Origin of the sequence: Staphylococcus equorum (assembly GCF_001747895.1) — a bacterium.
Lineage (GTDB): Bacteria > Bacillota > Bacilli > Staphylococcales > Staphylococcaceae > Staphylococcus > Staphylococcus equorum_A.
The window spans coordinates 92,413-106,707 of the sequence record NZ_LNNB01000009.1; the positions used below are offsets into that span (position 1 = coordinate 92,413).

The window sequence follows — 14,295 nt, forward strand, 5'->3', positions numbered from 1 at the left end:
ATATGTTTTGCTTTAAATAGGTTGAATTTAGTACAATTATGACAACATTTTGAATGTAAATTAGAAGAATTATAATTTACTCGAGCAAGATGGTTAACTCATGATGTAATTGTGTTATAATTTACTTATTGTAATATGTATGGAGGGCGTTATAAATGCATTTAATTGCGGTTAGCATAAATCATCGTACAGCAGATGTAGCATTGAGAGAAAAAGTTGCTTTTAAAGATGATGCCATACGTTCAGCCAATGTTGATTTATTTGAAACAAAATCTATTTTAGAAAATGTTATATTATCAACTTGTAATCGCACAGAAGTATATGCAGTTGCGGATCAAATTCATACTGGTCGTTATTATATCCAACGATTTTTAGCGAGATCATTTGGGTTTGATGTTGAAGATATTAAAGAAATGACTGAAGTAAAAGTGGGGGACGACGCAGTAAATCATTTATTGCATGTTACTTCAGGCTTAGATTCTGTTGTTCTTGGGGAAACTCAAATTCTTGGACAAATTAGAGATGCATTCTTATTAGCTCAAGAAGAGGACACAACAGGTACTATATTTAATCATCTTTTCAAACAAGCAATTACATTTGCGAAAAAAGCTCATAGTGAAACTGATATTGCAGACAATGCAGTAAGTGTTTCTTATGCGGCTGTTGAACTAGGTAAAAAAGTATTTGGCAAAATTGACAACAAGCAAGCTTTGATTATTGGTGCAGGGGATATGAGTGAATTATCACTCTTAAATTTAATTGGTTCTGGTGTCACAGATATAACAGTTGTTAATAGAACATTGAGTAAAGCTCAAAAATTAGCAATGAAACATCATGTGAAATTTGAATCAATGGAATCATTACCAAAACTTTTAGCTAATGTGGATATTGTTATCAGTTCAACAAGTTCAGACGAATATATTGTGACAAACGATATGATGCGTTCTATTTCAACAGAACGTAAAAGTGATTCACTTGTTTTAATAGACATTGCGGTTCCAAGAGACATTGAGCCTAATATTAATACAATTCAAGACGTATTTAATTATGATGTAGATGACTTGAAAGGATTAGTGGATGCTAATCTCAGAGAACGTCAAATAGCAGCAAATGATATTATGCAACGAATCCCAGGAGAAATTGTAGCACATAATGAATGGGTAAGTATGTTAGGCGTTGTACCTGTTATTCGTGCCTTAAGAGAAAAAGCAATGAATATTCAGGAAGATACTATGGATAGTATTGATAGAAAATTGCCTGCCTTAAGTGAGAGAGAACGTAAAATCATTTCAAAACATACTAAAAGTATTATAAATCAAATGTTGAAAGATCCAATCAAACAAGCAAAAGAATTGAGTAATGATAGAAATAGTAACGAAAAATTAGAGCTGTTTCAAAACATTTTTGACATTGAAGCTGAACAGGCTTATGAACCTAAAAAAAGAAGAAGTGAAGTGCCAACTAGTCAAATCTTAAGTTTTGAATAAGCACATGCAAATGGTGATAATATGCAAGAATTTTCATTTATAAGATTAAATGAACTTATATTATTAATTTATTTATTTAGTATTGCTTGTTACTTTTTTGATTTTGTGAAAAAGCATTATAAAGTTAGAAAAATTGGTTTTGTTACATTAGGGATTGTTTGGGTGTTACAAACAATCTCTTTATCTATTTATGCTAATGTAACGAAACAAATTCCGTTAGGTAATGTTTTTGATGTGTTTTTTGCATTAGCTTGGTTGATTATTTCTATTTCTATAGTGATTAGTGTCATCAAGCAAATAAATTTTTCGATATTTTTATTTAATTTAATTGGTTTTGTACTAATTGCTATAAATACATTTCAACCTATGCATTATCAGAGTGCAGGAGATAAATTAAGTATTATAAACGAATTGTTAATAGTACATATTGCCTTTGCAATTATAAGTTATGCCCTGTTTGCTTTTGCATTTGTTAATTGTATATTATATTTAATACAGTATAAAAATTTAAAGCAGAAACGTTTTAATCAAAAATATTTTAGAATCGGTAGTGTAGCTACACTAGAGCAAGTTGTGTTTTATAGTAGCCTAATCGGTTTTATATTTATCATATTAAGTATCATTTTAGGTACACAATGGGGTATAAATACTTTAGGTTTACACATATTGAATGATCCTAAAGTAGTGATGTCTATAATTATTGCATTGCTGTATGGTATATATATCATCTTTAGAGTAAGACATACGTTAAGTAAACATAATTTGATTTATTTTAATCTCAGCTTATTTTGCTTAAGTATGATTAATTTGATTTTTGCTTCTCATATATCTGATTTTCATCAATGGACAGGAATATGATTACAGATAGAAAAGGTTAATTGTTAAATATAGTCATTTCTAGGAGGTTGCGCCTAATGCGTAAGTTAATCGTTGGTTCACGTAGAAGTAAGTTAGCTATAACTCAAAGCCAACAATTTATTGAAAAATTAAAAGCTGTTGATCCAGAATTAGATATTGAAATTAAAGAAATAGTAACAAAAGGTGACCGTATTGTAGATAAACAATTATCTAAAGTAGGCGGTAAAGGGCTTTTTGTTAAAGAAATTCAAAATGAATTATTTGATCATGGCATAGATATGGCGATACATTCTTTAAAAGATGTCCCTAGTGTCATACCAGAAGGATTAACTCTAGGTTGCATACCAGATCGTGAAAATCCATATGATGCGTATATTGCTAAGAATCATGTTCCTTTACATGAACTTCCTGACAATAGTATTGTAGGTACAAGTTCTTTACGCCGTGGTGCTCAAATACTTGCGAAATATCCTAAATTACAAATAAAATGGATACGAGGCAACATTGATACACGTTTAAGTAAGTTAGAAACTGAAGATTTCGATGCAATTTTACTTGCAGCTGCTGGTTTGAAACGTATGGGCTGGTCAGACGATATCGTGACAACTTATTTGGATAAAGAGACTTTAATACCAGCCATCGGACAAGGCGCTTTAGGTATTGAGTGTCGTGCGGATGATGAAGAGCTGTTAGCATTACTTAAGCAAGTTCACAATGAAGATGTAGCGGATTGTGTTACTGCTGAAAGAACATTCTTAGAGCGTATGAACGGCAGTTGCCAAGTTCCAATCGGTGGCTACGCTACGAAAAGTAGTGATGGTACAATCGAATTCACAGGCTTAATTATGTCTCCTGATGGTAAAGAACGTTATGAGCATACTGAGCGTGGAGAGAATCCAATTGAAATCGGTGAAAAAGTAACTGAAGTTTTAAATGCACAAGGTGCATATGAAATAATAAAGGCACTAAACGAAGAACAATAATCGTTTGAGGTGAAAATAATGAGACCAGTGATAGTAATGACACAAACTAGTGAATTTAACAAAGAAGATACATGTATTCTACACAAGCCCTTCATAGATGTAGAGCCGTTATTCTTTGATTTGAATTTGCTGGATGTTAACTATGACTGGCTTATTTTTTCGTCTAAAAAAGCTGTGAAACATTTTCAACCATATTTACCTAAGTTAAATATACAAAAAATTGCAGTAATAGGTGAAAAAACAGCTGATTATTGCAAAACTTTAGGTCTAGATGTTTCGTTTTGTCCCACAGATTATTCACAAGAAGGCTTTCTTGAGGAGTTTGAAGCGATAAAAGGCAGTCGCATTTTATTACCATCAAGCGCAGCAGCAAGAACGTTATTACAAAATGGTTTAAAACAACAAGGGTATTTAGTTAGAAAAATTGACTTATATAAACCTGTTCCACATACTGAGAATATAAATGAAGTCTTAAGTCTCATAGCTGAAAATAAAGTAGATGCTATTACTTTTGCGAGTTCATCAGCTGTGCGATATTTTTTTGAAAGTCATCAACATATACCTTTTAATAATTATTTTGTCATCGGCCAACAAACATTGGACACATTAAATACATTTAATGTTCAGGGCACGATGTCAGAAATCCAAACCTTAGAATCATTAGTTCAAAAAACTTTAGAAAGTTGGGAAGATAATGCAATTTGATAGACACAGAAGATTACGTAGTAGTAAATCACTGAGAAACATGGTGAGTGAAACGCACGTTCGCAAAGAAGATTTGATTTATCCAATATTTGTAGTTGAACGTGATAATGTGAAAACAGAAATTAAATCTATGCCTGGCATTTACCAAATCAGTTTAAATTTATTAGGTGAAGAAATTAAAGAAGCGTATGATTTAGGTATAAGAGGCATCATGTTTTTTGGTGTGCCAAATGAAAAAGATGAAGTTGGTACAGGTGCGTATGATCATAATGGCATCATCCAAGAAGCAACAAGAAAAGCGAAGTCTATGTACAGTGACTTATTAATCGTTGCGGATACGTGTTTATGTGAATATACAGACCATGGTCACTGTGGTGTGATTAATCATGAGACGAAAGATGTTGATAATGATAAATCACTACCATTACTCGTTAAGACTGCAATTTCTCAAGTTGAAGCTGGTGCTGACATTATTGCGCCAAGTAACATGATGGACGGATTCGTTGCAGAAATTAGAGCGGGTCTAGATGAAGCTGGTTATTATAATGTGCCAATTATGAGTTATGGTATTAAATATTCTTCTAGTTTCTTCGGTCCATTCCGTGATGCAGCAGAATCTGCACCACAGTTTGGTGATCGCAAAACATATCAAATGGATCCTGCAAATAGAAGAGAAGCACTTAGAGAACTTGATAGTGATTTAAACGAAGGCGCAGACATGATGATTGTTAAACCTGCTCTAAGCTTCTTAGATATCATTAGAGATGTTCGAAATACTACAAACGTACCTGTAGTCGCTTATAATGTAAGTGGAGAATATAGCATGACAAAAGCAGCCGCACTTAATGGCTGGATTGATGAAAAAGCGGTAGTTATGGAACAAATGATTTCAATGAAGCGTGCAGGCGCAGATTTAATTATTACGTATTTTTCAAAAGATATTTGTAGATATATTGATGAACAATAAGGAGGTTATTTAGAATGCGTTATACTAATTCTGAAAAAGCGATGGTAAAAGCTGAACAATTGATGCCCGGTGGTGTCAATAGTCCAGTAAGAGCTTTCAAATCAGTAGATACACCAGCAATATTTATGGACCATGGTGAAGGTTCAAGAATATATGATATTGATGGTAATGAATACATCGATTACGTTCTAAGTTGGGGGCCATTAATTTTAGGACATAAAAACAAGCAAGTAATTGATAAAATTCATGAAGCAGTGGATAATGGTACAAGTTTCGGTGCTTCCACACTACAAGAAAATAAATTAGCTGAACTCGTTATTGATCGTGTGCCATCTATTGAAAAAATACGTATGGTTTCATCAGGTACTGAAGCAACCCTTGATACATTACGCTTAGCACGTGGTTATACTGGTCGTAATAAAATTATTAAATTTATCGGTTGTTATCATGGTCATAGTGACTCACTATTAATCAAAGCAGGATCTGGTGTCGCAACGCTTGGTTTACCTGATTCACCAGGAGTGCCTGAAGGTATTGCGAAAAATACAATCACAGTTCCATATAATGACTTAGATGCGCTAAAAGTTGCATTTGAAGAATTTGGTGACGATATTGCTGGCGTTATAGTAGAACCTGTAGCTGGTAATATGGGCGTCGTGCCTCCAGTTGAAGGATTTTTACAAGGCTTAAGAGACATCACTACAGAATATGGTTCATTACTTATTTTCGATGAAGTGATGACAGGGTTTAGAGTGGGATACAACTGTGCGCAAGGTTACTTTAATGTAACACCAGATTTAACTTGTTTAGGTAAAGTAATCGGTGGTGGCTTGCCAGTTGGTGCTATTGGTGGTAAGAAAGAAGTTATGGATCAAATTGCGCCAGCTGGTGATATTTATCAAGCTGGTACGTTATCAGGTAATCCATTAGCTATGACAAGTGGTTATGAAACACTAAGTCAATTAACTCCTGAGTCATATGATTATTTTAATAAATTAGGTGACAAATTAGAAGAAGGATTGAAAGCGGTCTTTGCAAAACATCATGTGCCAATCACTGTAAATCGTGCTGGTTCTATGATAGGATATTTCTTAAATGCAGGGCCGGTGACAAACTTTGAACAAGCAAATAAAAGCGATTTAGAAATGTTTAGTCAAATGTATAGAGAAATGGCAAAAGAAGGCGTATTTTTACCGCCTTCCCAATTTGAAGGAACATTTCTTTCAACAGCGCATACAGAAGCTGATATTGAACAAACAATACAAGCATTTGATACCGCTCTAAGTCGAATTGTATAAAGTTTATTTTTAGCCCGAACAACCATGGTGTTGATCGGGTTCTTTTATATGTAAAGTACTATGAAGTATAATGATACCTATGAAAGTTGTGAGTACATGAGTAAGCAATTAAGAAACAATATCATCGTTTTAGTGTTAGCTTTATTTTTAAGTTTTATACTTAATGCAGCCAATATATTATTGCCATTTATGTTTGGTCCTATTATTGCCAGTATAATTTGTGTGAGATATTTGCATTTAGAAATAAATTGGCCATTTTGGCTAAGTCAAATTGGTTTAGTGTTACTAGGTGTTCAAATTGGATCTACTTTCACTAAAGAGGTTATTTTAGATATTAAAGATGATTGGTTTACTATTGTAATAATTACAGTGTTATTACTTGGGCTCGCGTTAATCATTGCTTATTTTTTCAAAAAAATAGCAAAAGTAAATATTGAAACAGCAATACTTAGTGTCATTCCAGGTGCATTGAGTCAAATGCTGATTATGGCCGAAGAAAATAAAAAAGCGGATATTATGGTAGTGAGTTTGACTCAAACTTCGAGAATTATATTTGTGGTTATTCTTGTGCCTTTTATTTCTTACTTTTTTAAAGACTCACAAGAATTAGCGACCGGTGGAACTGGAGTAACAGCAACGTTGACTGAAGCTTTATCGATGCCTAGTATTATCTTTTTGACATTAGCTGTAATCGCTGTATATATCGTAATGGGTAAAATTAATTTTCCGACAAAACAGATACTTGCACCGATTCTTGTATTAATATGTTGGAATTTGTTAACAGGTGCTAACTTTACATTAGATAATTATATTATTGCAGCTGCACAAGTCATATATATGATTAGAATTGGCATTCAAATTGCGCTCTTATTAGATCAGATGAAAGGGCGAATTGCCGTCGCAATTGCTTTTCAGAATACATTACTCATATTGTTAGCTTTCGTAATGGTGCTAATCATTTCTACATTTTCGACGCATTCAGTAAATGAATTGTTCTTAGGCGCTGCTCCAGGTGGTATGAGCCAAATTGTTATTGTGGCGTTAGAAACAGGTACGGATGTCGCATTGATTTCTAGTTACCATATCTTTAGAATATTCTTTATTTTATTCTTAATTGCGCCAGCGATAAACGTGTTCTTGAAACATCGTGAAAAAAAACTTAATTAAACTGATGATATTTTTAATTAGAAAATTGAACAATTACATCACAATTATATATTACGACTGTTATACACAATATTATGATATAGAGAGGGTGAGACCGTGTTAGAAAATGTGATATAGGCATATCAAATCACTTTTCAGTTAAAGTGACACGACTTTTTGAGCGAATAAGGTGAACCAAAAGTCACAATTAGCAAAGTGTTTCTAACATATATTATGAAAATTATTTATATCATGGTCATCATTCTTCTATGGATTAATGTCATACTGACCTACGATATTGTAAAGGGTATCGTTGCAGTACTATTGACTTTACTTATAATCAGATTGTATAAAAATAAAAAGATTGTTAAAAATAGTCACAAAAAACGAGATTTATAAAAGTTTTAAATTTTACAACACTTTTCTATTTATTTAAAATTAAAAATGTAGAATCGCTACTCTGTGCATTGCCAATATATAAAATAAGGCCGAGACAAAATACATGTCTCGGCCTTATTTTATATATATTCTATTGAAATATTTTGAGTTTTGAGCGGGGGGCATTTTGTTGATTCATGGTGAAAAATATCGAAAAATGAAATTTTCTCAAAAGGGAATGATCTATGGCTAATTAAAGCCTTTGCCTCGATAATGCTTTGGATTATTAGGACATGATTGCATATGTGCATTATACAAACCGGCAGCTTCTAAAAATGAATAAACTGTCACTGGCCCTAAAAATTTAAAACCATAACGCTTCAATGTTTTCGATAATTCTGTTGCGCGTGTGTCTATAGTAATACGATCACTTGGATGTGTATAGCCACAATCGATAGGTTGGTGATCTACATATGACCATAGAAAATCACTGAAACTTCCGAAGTCTTTTTCTATTTCAAAATATCCTTTTGCTTGTCCTACAATAGCTTCTATCTTTTTTCTATTATGAACGATATTAGGAAATGTCATCAAGCGGTCTATATCATCTGGTGTCATTTTGGAGATAAGCACTGGATCAAAGTCATAAAAAGCTTCTTCGTAAGATGCTTTTTTCTTTAAAATTGTTAACCAGGAAAGACCAGCATGTTGTGATTCTAAAGCCATCAGTTTAAATAATTTCAAGCTATCATAAAGTGGTTGGCCCCATACTTCATCATGATATTCGAGATAGGTTGGATCTTTTGTGCCAAATGCGCATTCATTCATATATTTTCACTCCATTCCATTGACTTATCTTAACATCCATTATACTATAATTAAGTAAAGAGATATTGTCTACTGGGAAGAGTAAATAGGCTTAGATTTAACAGAGAGTACATGTATGCTGAGAATGTACAGTTTAACTTATTGAAGGTAGCCCACATTGAACTTTAGCTGAAATACTACAATGTAATTGTATGTAAAATAGGTTAAAGCGTGTTTGAGCGTTAATCATAATTTTAAGTGCTTGAAATTAGTGAACTAATTTCTTGAATTTAGGTGGTACCACGGGAAATCCGTCCTATATATTTATAGGGCGGATTTTTTATTTTAAGGAGGATTTTAACGAATGGAAATGAAACCAAAATATAATCCGAACGAAGTTGAGTCAGGGCGCTATGAAGAATGGCTTGATAAGGGCTATTTTAAAGCGTCTGAAGATAATACAAAAGAAACATACACAATTGTTATCCCACCACCAAATGTAACGGGTAAATTACACCTAGGACATGCATGGGATACAACGTTGCAAGATATATTGACACGTATGAAACGTATGCAAGGTTACGATACTTTGTATTTACCTGGTATGGACCATGCTGGTATAGCAACACAAGCCAAAGTAGAAGCTAAATTGAATGAGCAAGGATTATCTCGTCATGATTTAGGTCGTGAAAAATTCCTTGAACAAGCCTGGGATTGGAAAGAAGAATACGCTACATTTATTAGAAAACAATGGGCTAAACTAGGATTAGGTTTAGATTACAGCAGAGAAAGATTTACATTAGATGATGGATTGAGTAAAGCAGTTAATAAAGTATTCGTTGATATGTATAAGAAAGATTTAATCTATCGCGGAGAATATATTATTAATTGGGATCCCATCGCTCGTACTGCGTTATCAGATATTGAAGTTATTCATGAAGACGTACAAGGTAAATTTTATCATTTTAAATATCCTTATGCAGATGGCGAAGGCTATATAGAAATCGCTACAACACGTCCTGAAACAATGTTAGGTGATACTGCGATTGTTGTGAATCCTAATGATGATCGTTATAAAGATATCATTGGCAAAAAAGTTATATTACCAATCCTAGGTAGAGAATTGCCTATCTTAGCAGATGATTATGTAGATATTGATTTCGGTAGTGGTGCTATGAAAGTAACACCTGCGCATGATCCAAATGACTTTGAAATAGGTAACCGTCATGACTTAGAACGCATTATTGTTATGGATGAATCTGGTAAAATGAATGACAAAGCTGGTAAATACGAAGGTTTAGATAGATTTGACTGTCGTGAACAGCTTGTAAAAGATTTAGAATCTGAAGGTTTAGTTATTAAAATAGAAGAGCATGAACATTCTGTTGGTCATTCTGAACGTTCTGGTGCAGTTGTAGAACCTTATTTATCTACACAATGGTTTGTAAAAATGAAACCTTTAGCAGAGCAAGCATTAGATAATCAAAAAACAGATGATAGAATCGATTTTGTACCTGCAAGATTTGAAAAAACATTTAATCGTTGGATGGAAGAAATTAGAGATTGGACAATTTCACGTCAATTATGGTGGGGACATCAAATTCCTGCATGGTATCACAATGAAACTGGTGAAATTTACGTCGGTGAAGCAGCACCAGAAGATATTGAAAATTGGACACAAGATGAAGATGTATTAGACACATGGTTCTCTAGTGCATTATGGCCATTCTCAACGTTAGGTTGGCCAGACGTTGAAGCTGAAGACTTCCAGCGCTACTTCCCAACGAATGCATTAGTAACTGGTTATGACATCATCTTCTTCTGGGTGGCAAGAATGATCTTTCAAGGATTAGAATTTACTGGAAAACGTCCTTTCGATGATGTATTATTACATGGATTGGTCCGTGCAGAAGATGGACGTAAAATGAGTAAATCTCTAGGTAACGGTGTTGATCCAATGGATGTTATCAATGAGTATGGTGCAGATAGCCTAAGATATTTCTTAGCAACTGGTTCTTCACCAGGTCATGATTTACGTTACTCTACTGAAAAAGTTGAATCTGTATGGAATTTTATCAATAAAATTTGGAATGCAGCTCGATTCAGTTTAATGAATATTGGGGATGACTTTAAAGTTGAAGATGTAGACTTATCAGGTAATCTATCATTAGCAGATAAGTGGATTTTAACGCGCTTAAATGAAACGATTGCTAACGTTACAGATTTAAGTGACAAGTATGAGTTTGGTGAAGTTGGTCGTACGCTTTATAACTTTATTTGGGATGATTTCTGTGATTGGTATATTGAAATGAGTAAAATACCAATGAATAGCGATGATGAAGCACAGAAACAAGTAACGCGTTCTGTACTAACTTATGTGTTAGATAATACAATGAGAATGTTACACCCATTCATGCCGTTTGTTACTGAACAAATTTGGCAAAATCTGCCACATGAAGGTGAAACAATTGTTAATGCACCTTGGCCTAAAGTGAACGAGGCATTGATTTTTGATGAAAGTAAAGAAACGATGCAACAACTTGTTGAAATAATTAAATCTGTTAGACAATCACGCTTGGAAGTAAACACACCATTATCTAAAGCAATACCTATTTTCATTAAAGCAAAAGATGAAAATGTTAAAGATACGCTAGTAAATAATTCAAATTATATAGATAAATTCTGTCATCCTAGCGAACTTACAATCGATACAGCAGTTGAAATACCTGAAAAAGCGATGACATCTATTACTACAGCTGGTGAAGTTGTTTTACCACTTGAAGGTTTAATCGACATGGATAAAGAGATTGAGAGATTAGAAAACGAACTTGGGAAATGGGAAAAAGAATTGGATCGTGTTAATAAAAAATTAGCAAACGATAATTTCGTTAATAAAGCACCTGAAAAAGTAATCAATGAAGAACGTGAGAAAAAACAAACGTATCAAGAAAAATACGAGGGTGTTAAATTACGAATTAATCAATTAAAAGCATAGGAGTCCTAAACATGAATTACCTAGATAGCTTATATTGGATACATGAAAGAACTAAATTTGGCATTAAACCAGGCATTAAGCGTATGGAATGGATGTTGGAACGATTAAACAATCCTCAATTTAATATAAATGGTATTCATGTAGGTGGCACGAATGGAAAAGGATCCACAGTTGCATATTTAAGATCAGCGCTTGTTGATAATGGATATGAAGTGGGTACTTTCACTTCGCCATTTATTGAAACCTTTAATGAGCGTATAAGTTTAAATGGGATACCGATTAGTGATGACAATATTGTTGAATTAGTTCAAAAAGTAAAGCCAGTAAGCGAAGCATTAGAAGTTGAAACAGAGCTTGGAACAGCCACTGAATTTGAAATTATTACTACGATGATGTTTTTATACTTTGGTGAATTACACCCAGTTGACTTTGTAATAGTTGAAGCGGGATTAGGGATTAAAAATGATTCAACGAACGTTTTTAAACCGATATTAACAATTCTCACAAGTATAGGACTAGACCACATTGAAATTCTAGGAGATACTTATACGGATATAGCAAAAGATAAAGGCGCAATCGTCAAACCTAATACACCAATTATCTATGCAGTGAAAAATGAAGATGCGCTTAAAGTAATTCGTGGTTGTGTTGAGCAACAGAATACTGAAGGTATAGAGTTTGATCGCGATATTAGTATCGTTTCACAAGAAGAAGAATTTACTTATCGTTATAAAGACTATGAATTAGAAACCTTACTATTAAATATGTTGGGTGAGCATCAAAAAGAAAATGCAGCTTTAGCAATAACTGCACTTATTGAACTAAACGAATCAGGCATTGTTGATTTAGATTTCAATAAGATGATAGATGGTATTGAATCAGTAAGCTGGACTGGGAGAATTGAGCAAGTTAAAGAAAAGCCTTTGATGATTGTTGATGGCGCACATAATGTTGAAAGTGTTGAAGCTTTGATTAGTACAATGAAGGATTATTATCACATTGATAGTCTAGATATCTTGTTTTCTGCAGTAAAAGGGAAGCCAATTAATACGATGGTAGACCAACTTAAAACAATTGCTTCAACGTTTTATGTTACTGATTTTGATTTTCCTCGAGCATTAACTAAAGACGCTATTTTTGAAGAAATACGATTTGACCAAAAAGAACTTGTTGATGATTATGTGAAGTTTATTGAAACATATGAAGGTGATGGATTAATTATAACTGGAAGTTTATATTTCATTAGTGAAGTTAAAGCGAAAGTTAATTTTTAGATTTTATTAAACAACAGTGAATCTGTGCTGATTTTAATTAAATAAAGAGTTATTCAATAAGAAAGCTGGTTATTATTTAGCGTTATTGAGTCAGGGTTAATGATTTATTCTGACTTTAATGTAAAAGTAACTGGCTTTTTTATATAATAGTTTTATGAAAGTTTTTGAAAAGTGAAGACTTGTTTGATTATTTGTGTAAATTGTAATTAATGTGTCGTTTAACGCGAATAATTATTGTTGCTTTTTTAGCTATTTAGCAATTCCTATTTTAATTTGTAATAATATGATAGTATTTAAAAAAGGGAGGGAAAGATTAACATGACAGAAAAGAAATTTCCGAAGGATGCAATGCGCGTACTGAAAGAAACAAGCCGTACGTTTTATATTCCGATTACCTTTTTAGAAAAAGAATTAAAACATTCAGTAGCATCTGCATATTTAATACTACGAGCAATTGATGAAATTGAGGATCATGAAGAAGTAGATAATGATTTAAAATATACAATTTTAATGCAAGTGAGTGAATTGTTTAAAGAAACTTTTGATGAAGAAAAATATCTAGAGATTCTTGGCCCTGTGAAAGATATTATGCCTGAAGTTACACTCCGTTTAAGTGAGTGGATAGACGCATGTCCCGACAGAACTTTGCCAATCGTCTTAGATTGTTCGAGCGAGATGGCATTCGGTATGGCTAAATGGGCGAAAGCAAACTGGGATGTTCATACACGCGAAGATTTAGATGAATATACATATTACGTTGCAGGGCGTGTTGGTGTCATGCTATCAGAACTATGGGAATTGTGTGCTGGTGAAAAAACAGACCGCGATTTAGCCATTGGTTATGGACGTGGACTTCAAGCTGTTAACATTTTACGAAATGAAAAAGAAGATTTAGATGAACGTGGTGTGAGTTTTGTACCGGATGGTTGGACTCGTGCAGACCTGTTTGATTATGCAGATGAAAACTTAGCAAAAGCAGATGCATATATCGATTCAATCCATAAGAGAACGATTATATTATTCGCACGTTTACCTTTAGCGCTTGCACATAAATCTTTAAAAGCTATGAAAAATGGCCGTGAAAAAATAACACGTAAAGAAGTCGAAGAAACAGTAGAAGAAGTTAAGAAAAAATAGTATCGAAAAATAATGATTTACTTTATTTTTAAAAGTAACAACAACAAATAACATATTAATTAATGAATACAAAGTGGCTGATTGTGTCTTTCTGTATTCCCTAGTTAAATGTGCATATAATTATTACACATACATAAGCGCGTAATATCTATTTTATTTAAATGCTTTTCCCTTTAAATTTTAGAGATTACAGCGCTTTTTGTGTACTGAAAATTTATTTTAACAAACTTACAATTAAAATTTTTAACTAAGTGATAATT

11 protein-coding genes and 1 other annotated feature are annotated in these 14,295 nt (G+C 33.1%); of the genes, 10 read left to right on the forward strand and 1 reads right to left on the reverse strand.

Translation table 11 applies throughout. The features are described from left to right. Nucleotides 1-155 precede the first annotated feature (155 nt). From hemA to AST02_RS02300, 7 genes are all read left to right on the forward strand, one after another. Nucleotides 156-1,487, forward strand: coding sequence for a glutamyl-tRNA reductase (hemA, locus tag AST02_RS02270; RefSeq protein ID WP_046465527.1), 1,332 nt, complete (start codon nucleotides 156-158; stop codon nucleotides 1,485-1,487). Nucleotides 1,488-1,508: 21 nt separating this feature from the next. Next, nucleotides 1,509-2,345 (forward strand): cytochrome c biogenesis protein, encoded by an 837-nt coding sequence (gene ccsA, locus AST02_RS02275; RefSeq protein WP_002507386.1) that lies wholly within the window; start codon nucleotides 1,509-1,511, stop codon nucleotides 2,343-2,345. A 56-nt stretch (nucleotides 2,346-2,401) separates the two neighbouring features. Continuing rightward, the gene (gene hemC, locus AST02_RS02280; RefSeq protein WP_046465526.1) at nucleotides 2,402-3,328 is read left to right on the forward strand and encodes a hydroxymethylbilane synthase; all 927 of its coding nucleotides are present in this window, start codon (nucleotides 2,402-2,404) and stop codon (nucleotides 3,326-3,328) included. An 18-nt stretch (nucleotides 3,329-3,346) separates the two neighbouring features. After that, entirely contained in the window at nucleotides 3,347-4,033 is a 687-nt protein-coding gene (locus AST02_RS02285; protein ID WP_046465525.1) for a uroporphyrinogen-III synthase, read from the forward strand. Then, nucleotides 4,023-5,000, forward strand: a complete 978-nt coding sequence (hemB, locus tag AST02_RS02290; RefSeq protein ID WP_069815412.1) for a porphobilinogen synthase — start codon at nucleotides 4,023-4,025, stop codon at nucleotides 4,998-5,000. The genes AST02_RS02285 and hemB overlap by 11 nt, the downstream gene beginning before the upstream one ends. Before the next feature lie 14 nt (nucleotides 5,001-5,014). After that, nucleotides 5,015-6,298, forward strand: coding sequence for a glutamate-1-semialdehyde 2,1-aminomutase (gene hemL / locus AST02_RS02295; RefSeq protein WP_069815414.1), 1,284 nt, complete (start codon nucleotides 5,015-5,017; stop codon nucleotides 6,296-6,298). A gap of 96 nt (nucleotides 6,299-6,394) precedes the next feature. Then, nucleotides 6,395-7,465 carry an AbrB family transcriptional regulator gene (locus tag AST02_RS02300; protein ID WP_069815416.1) on the forward strand — a complete coding sequence of 357 codons (1,071 nt, stop codon included), beginning with the start codon at nucleotides 6,395-6,397 and terminating at the stop codon, nucleotides 7,463-7,465. Between the two features lie 606 nt (nucleotides 7,466-8,071). Here AST02_RS02300 and AST02_RS02305 read toward each other — a convergent pair. Further along, on the reverse strand, nucleotides 8,072-8,650 hold the full coding sequence (locus AST02_RS02305) for a DNA-3-methyladenine glycosylase I (RefSeq protein ID WP_069815418.1): 579 nt from the start codon (nucleotides 8,648-8,650) through the stop codon (nucleotides 8,072-8,074). 59 nt (nucleotides 8,651-8,709) lie between these two features. Then, nucleotides 8,710-8,951 (forward strand) — a binding site (T-box leader). 42 nt (nucleotides 8,952-8,993) lie between these two features. On the opposite strand from AST02_RS02305, the gene AST02_RS02310 reads away from it, so the two are divergent. From AST02_RS02310 to AST02_RS02320, 3 genes are all read left to right on the forward strand, one after another. Beyond that, entirely contained in the window at nucleotides 8,994-11,624 is a 2,631-nt protein-coding gene (locus AST02_RS02310; RefSeq protein ID WP_069815421.1) for a valine--tRNA ligase, read from the forward strand. An 11-nt stretch (nucleotides 11,625-11,635) separates the two neighbouring features. Then, complete coding sequence (locus AST02_RS02315; RefSeq protein WP_046465519.1) at nucleotides 11,636-12,898, forward strand: bifunctional folylpolyglutamate synthase/dihydrofolate synthase; 1,263 nt, start codon at nucleotides 11,636-11,638, stop codon at nucleotides 12,896-12,898. 318 nt (nucleotides 12,899-13,216) lie between these two features. Beyond that, on the forward strand, nucleotides 13,217-14,035 hold the full coding sequence (locus AST02_RS02320) for a squalene/phytoene synthase family protein (protein ID WP_069815423.1): 819 nt from the start codon (nucleotides 13,217-13,219) through the stop codon (nucleotides 14,033-14,035). The last annotated feature ends 260 nt before the right edge of the window (nucleotides 14,036-14,295 follow it).

What these genes read in the sequence shown, in the direction of transcription:
- AST02_RS02320 (WP_069815423.1), top strand. Translation starts at nt 13,217, where the DNA reads ATGACAGAAAAGAAATTTCCGAAGGATGCAATGCGCGTACTGAAAGAA.
- hemL (WP_069815414.1), top strand. Translation starts at nt 5,015, where the DNA reads ATGCGTTATACTAATTCTGAAAAAGCGATGGTAAAAGCTGAACAATTG.
- hemA (WP_046465527.1), top strand. Translation starts at nt 156, where the DNA reads ATGCATTTAATTGCGGTTAGCATAAATCATCGTACAGCAGATGTAGCA.
- AST02_RS02310 (WP_069815421.1), top strand. Translation starts at nt 8,994, where the DNA reads ATGGAAATGAAACCAAAATATAATCCGAACGAAGTTGAGTCAGGGCGC.
- AST02_RS02285 (WP_046465525.1), top strand. Translation starts at nt 3,347, where the DNA reads ATGAGACCAGTGATAGTAATGACACAAACTAGTGAATTTAACAAAGAA.
- AST02_RS02305 (WP_069815418.1), bottom strand. Translation starts at nt 8,650, where the DNA reads ATGAATGAATGCGCATTTGGCACAAAAGATCCAACCTATCTCGAATAT.
- hemB (WP_069815412.1), top strand. Translation starts at nt 4,023, where the DNA reads ATGCAATTTGATAGACACAGAAGATTACGTAGTAGTAAATCACTGAGA.
- ccsA (WP_002507386.1), top strand. Translation starts at nt 1,509, where the DNA reads ATGCAAGAATTTTCATTTATAAGATTAAATGAACTTATATTATTAATT.
- hemC (WP_046465526.1), top strand. Translation starts at nt 2,402, where the DNA reads ATGCGTAAGTTAATCGTTGGTTCACGTAGAAGTAAGTTAGCTATAACT.
- AST02_RS02300 (WP_069815416.1), top strand. Translation starts at nt 6,395, where the DNA reads ATGAGTAAGCAATTAAGAAACAATATCATCGTTTTAGTGTTAGCTTTA.
- AST02_RS02315 (WP_046465519.1), top strand. Translation starts at nt 11,636, where the DNA reads ATGAATTACCTAGATAGCTTATATTGGATACATGAAAGAACTAAATTT.